At 71.7% G+C, this 4,229-nt stretch carries 3 protein-coding genes; all 3 read left to right on the forward strand.

Translation table 11 applies throughout. The annotated features are described in order from the left end of the window. Positions 1–94: 94 nt before the first annotated feature. The 3 genes from ACTUAL_RS16010 (at position 95) to ACTUAL_RS16020 (ending at position 3,659) form a co-directional block, all read left to right on the forward strand. Complete coding sequence (locus ACTUAL_RS16010) at positions 95–1,135, forward strand: LacI family DNA-binding transcriptional regulator (RefSeq protein ID WP_440900825.1); 1,041 nt, start codon at positions 95–97, stop codon at positions 1,133–1,135. A 146-nt stretch (positions 1,136–1,281) separates the two neighbouring features. Then, positions 1,282–2,616, forward strand: coding sequence for a hemolysin family protein (locus tag ACTUAL_RS16015; protein WP_096496203.1), 1,335 nt, complete (start codon positions 1,282–1,284; stop codon positions 2,614–2,616). Then, positions 2,613–3,659: a hemolysin family protein gene (locus ACTUAL_RS16020; protein WP_440900826.1), complete on the forward strand. Its 1,047-nt coding sequence runs from the start codon at positions 2,613–2,615 to the stop codon at positions 3,657–3,659. Before ACTUAL_RS16015 ends, ACTUAL_RS16020 begins: the two co-directional genes overlap by 4 nt. The last annotated feature ends 570 nt before the right edge of the window (positions 3,660–4,229 follow it).

Below are 4,229 nucleotides of genomic sequence, written 5' to 3' on the forward strand. Positions count from 1 at the left end.
CACCCCCACTTTTCGCCACCGCGCCGAGCCAAGCTCTTGTCTTCCCGCCCAACCGGGCTAGTCTCGCCCAACCACTAACCCGGAGGAGGCCGCCTTGGCGTTGCGGCAGGTCACGCTGGCCGAGGTGGCCAGGCACGCGGGGGTCTCGCTGGCGACGGCCTCGCGCGTGCTCAACGGCAGCACCCGGCAGGTCAGCGACGAGCTCAGGGACAAGGTCGTCGGCAGCGCCGAGCAGCTCGGCTACCTGCCGAACGCCGCCGCGCAGGCGCTCGCCCGCAACAGCAGCGTGCTCGTGGGCCTGGTGGTGCACGACATCGCCGACCCCTACTTCTCCAGCATCGCGGCCGGTGTGACGAGGGTCGCCGAGGAGGCGGGCATGGTGCTCGTGCTGGGCACCACGAACCGCGACCCGGAGCGCGAGGTCGAGCTGGTCAACACGCTCCGCGCGCACCGCGCCCGCGCCCTGGTGATCGCGGGCAGCCGCACCACCGACCGGGCGTCGACGGCGCGCCTCGCCGAGGAGGTCGCCGCGTTCACCGCGCAGGGCGGCCGGGTGGCGTGCATCTCCCAGGCCAAGCTGGGCGCCGACACGGTCGTGCCCGGCAACCGGGCGGGCGCCCGCGCGCTCGCCAGGGAGCTGGCCGCGCTCGGGCACCGGAGGTTCGCCGTGCTCTCCGGCCCGAACGACTTGGTCGTGGCCCGCGACCGCCTCTCCGGCTTCCGCCAGGGCCTGGCCGACGCGGGCCTCGCGCTGCCCGACCCCGCGGTCTTCCCGCGCTATTTCACCAGGGCCGGCGGTCCCCGCGCGGTGACCGACCTGCTGGCCGCGAAAACTGGCGCGACCTGCGTGTTCGCCGTCAACGACGTCATGGCGACCGGCGCGGTCGCGGCGCTGCGCGAGCGCGGGCTGGACGTGCCCGGCGACGTGTCCGTCGCGGGCTTCGACGACATCCCGACGCTGCGCGACCTCCAGCCCCCGCTGAGCACCGTGCGACTGCCGTTGGAGCAGATGGGCGAGCGGGCCGCGCGCCTGGTCCTGGACGAGGTCGGGGGCCCGCCACGCACGGTGCGCGTCGCCGGTGAGGTGGTGCTCCGGGCCAGCTCGGCTCGACCTGCGGGAACCGGACTGCGCTGAGCGACGTTCACAACCTAAAATGGAGACCCGCAAGGGTCCCCGTGACGAGGAGTGATCTACCCAGTGCTCGACGAGCAACCGTGCAGTACTGAGCCGGGCCCCACACCCGGCTACCCGTCCCACCCGGTCCCCCCAGGGGGTGACCGGTGACTGGAATCCTGCTGAGCGTGCTCGGCCTGCTGGCCGTCGTGGCGCTGACCGCGGGCACGTTCATCGCGGTCGCGGCGGAGTTCTCGCTGACCGCGCTGGAGCGGAGCACAGTCGAATCGCACGTCGCCCACGTGGGCGATGCCAAGGCCAAGGCCGTCGACAAGGCCCACCGGTCCCTGTCGTTCCAGCTCTCCGGAGCTCAGCTGGCCATCACGTTCACCACCCTGATCACCGGCTACATCGCCGAACCGGCCATCGCGCAACTGCTGTCGCCGGGTCTGACGGCGGTGGGGGTTCCCACGTCCGTCGCGGCCCCGATCTCGCTGGCCATCGCGCTGGCGCTGGCCACGACGCTGTCGATGGTGTTCGGCGAGCTGGTCCCGAAGAACCTGGCGATCTCCAGACCGCTGGAGACGGCGCGCGCCGTGGCCGGGATGCAGGCCGCGTTCTCGTCGGTCTTCCGCTGGTTGATCAACGGCATGAACGGCGCGGCGAACTGGATGGTGCGCAGGCTCGGCGTCGAGCCCGCGGAGGAGCTGGCCTCGGCCCGCTCGCCGCAGGAGCTGGGCGCGCTGGTCCGCTCCAGCGCCGAGCACGGCACGATCGACGAGGGCACGGCCGCCCTGCTGGGCCGGTCGCTGCGCTTCGGCGACCGCACGGCGGGCGAGCTGATGACCCCGCGCGTGCGGGTGGAGTCGCTGCGCGCCGACGCGACCGTGCTCGACCTGGTCGCCAAGGCCCGCGAGACGGGCAAGTCCCGCTTCCCGGTGCACTCGGGCGACCTGGACGAGGTGCGCGGCATCGTGCACGTCAAGCAGGCGTTCAGCGTGCCGCGCGAGCGCCGGGCCACCACGCCGCTGTCGGCGCTGACCAGGCCGGTGCAGACGGTGCCGGAGACCCTGGAGGGCGACGCGCTGCTGGACCGGCTGCGCGCGTCCGGGTTGCAGACCGCGCTGGTCGTCGACGAGTACGGCGGCACGGCCGGGCTGGTCACCCTGGAGGACGTGGTGGAGGAGATCGTCGGCGACGTGCGCGACGAGCACGACCGCCGCGAGTCCGCGCCGGTGCGCGCGCTGGGCGGGGACAGCTGGATGGTCTCCGGTCTGCTGCGCGACGACGAGGTGGCCGAGGCGACCGGGTTCCGGATGCCCGAGGGCGACTACGAGACCCTCGCGGGTCTGGTGCTGTCCGAGCTGGGGCGCATCCCGGACGTCGGTGACGAGGTTCACTTGGACGGGTGGCGGATCACGGTGATGCAGATGGAGAAGCACCGGGTGGCCGAGCTGCGGGTGGCCAGGGTCGAGTCGGCCGAGACGGGGGTGTCCCGGTGAGCGACGGCTGGCTGCTGGTCATGACGTTCGTCCTGCTCGGGTGCAACGCGTTCTTCGTCGGCGCGGAGTTCGCGCTGATCAGCGCCCGTCGGGACCGGTTGGAGAGCATGGTGGAGCGCGGGGTGGCCCGCGCCGCGCTGGTGATCAAGGCCAGTCGCGAGGTGTCGCTGATGCTGGCGGGCGCGCAGCTGGGCATCACGATCTGCTCGCTGCTGCTGGGCCGCCTCGGCGAGCCCGCCGGGGCGCACCTGATCGAGGGCGCGCTGCACCCGCTGTCGATCCCGCCGGTGGTGCTGCACGGGGTGTCGTTCGCGATCGCCATGATGCTGGTGGTGGTGGCGCACATCCTGCTGGGCGAGATGGTGCCGAAGAACCTGGCCATCGCGAACCCGGAGCGGTTGGCGATCTGGCTGGTGCCGGTGCACGTGGCGTTCATCAAGGTCGTTCGGCCGTTCATCAGCCTGTTCAACATCGCGGCCAACGGGGTGCTGCGGTTGATGAAGGTGGAGCCGAAGGACGAGCTGGAGTCGGCGTACACCTCGGACGAGCTGTCGCTGCTGATCTCGCAGTCGCGGCAGGAGGGGTTGCTGGAGGACTCCGAGCACCGGCGGTTGGCGCAGACGCTGTCGTCGGCGGAGCGGACCGTGGCGGACGTGCTGGTGCCGCTGGACCGGGTGACGTCGCTGTCGGCGCGGCCGACGATGGCGGAGGTCGAGTCGGCGGTGACGGAGACGGGGTTCTCCCGGTTCCCGGTGCGGTCGACCGATGACCTGATCGGGTACCTGCACGTGAAGGACGTGCTGGACCTGGCCGAGGCCGGTGAGGGCGCGACCGTTCCTCCGGGGCGGGTGCGCGGGTTGCCGGAGGTGCCGGTGGGCGCGAGGCTGGACGAGGCGCTGGCGTCGCTGCGGCGCTCGCAGAGCCACCTGGCGAAGGCCGTCGGCCCGGACGGCGCCACGCGTGGTGTCGTGGCCCTGGAGGACCTGGTGGAGGAGTACGTGGGGACCGTCCGCGACGGGACGCATGTGCGCCGCGAGGTGTGATTGCGGATTGACCGACCGCTCAGCGGTCTGGCTTGGTCTGGCCTAGTCTGGCTTGGTCTGGCCTGGTCTGGTCCGAAGCCGAGTGCCCGTCCCGCTGCTGCGGGGCGGGCACTCGCTCGTTCGGGGTGGACAACCACCGTCGGCCAGCGCCGTCACGACCCAGGCGGATGAACGGACCACTCACTCGAGCCCGGCGAACGAACCGCCCACCCGAGCCCGATGAACGGACCACTCACCCGAGCTCGATGAACGGGCCACTCACCCGAGCCCAGCGAACGGACCGCTCACCCCGGGCTGGTGAACGGACCGTTCACTCGGCCAAGGCGAGAGCACAGTTGGCTTGGCATGGGTGAACGGCCCGTTCACCGGGCCTCGGGGAGGGAACGAACGGTCCGTTCATCAGGTCCAGAGGGGGTGAACGGACCGTTCACCGGGCCTCAGGGAGAGGACGAACAGTCCGTTCACCAGGTCCGGAGGAGGTGAACGGACCGTTCATCAGTTCCATGAAAGGCGAACGGACCGTTCACCAGCCCCAGGGGGAGGCGAACGGTCCGATCACCAGGTTCCGAT

It is taken from the genome of Actinosynnema sp. (assembly GCF_052038725.1).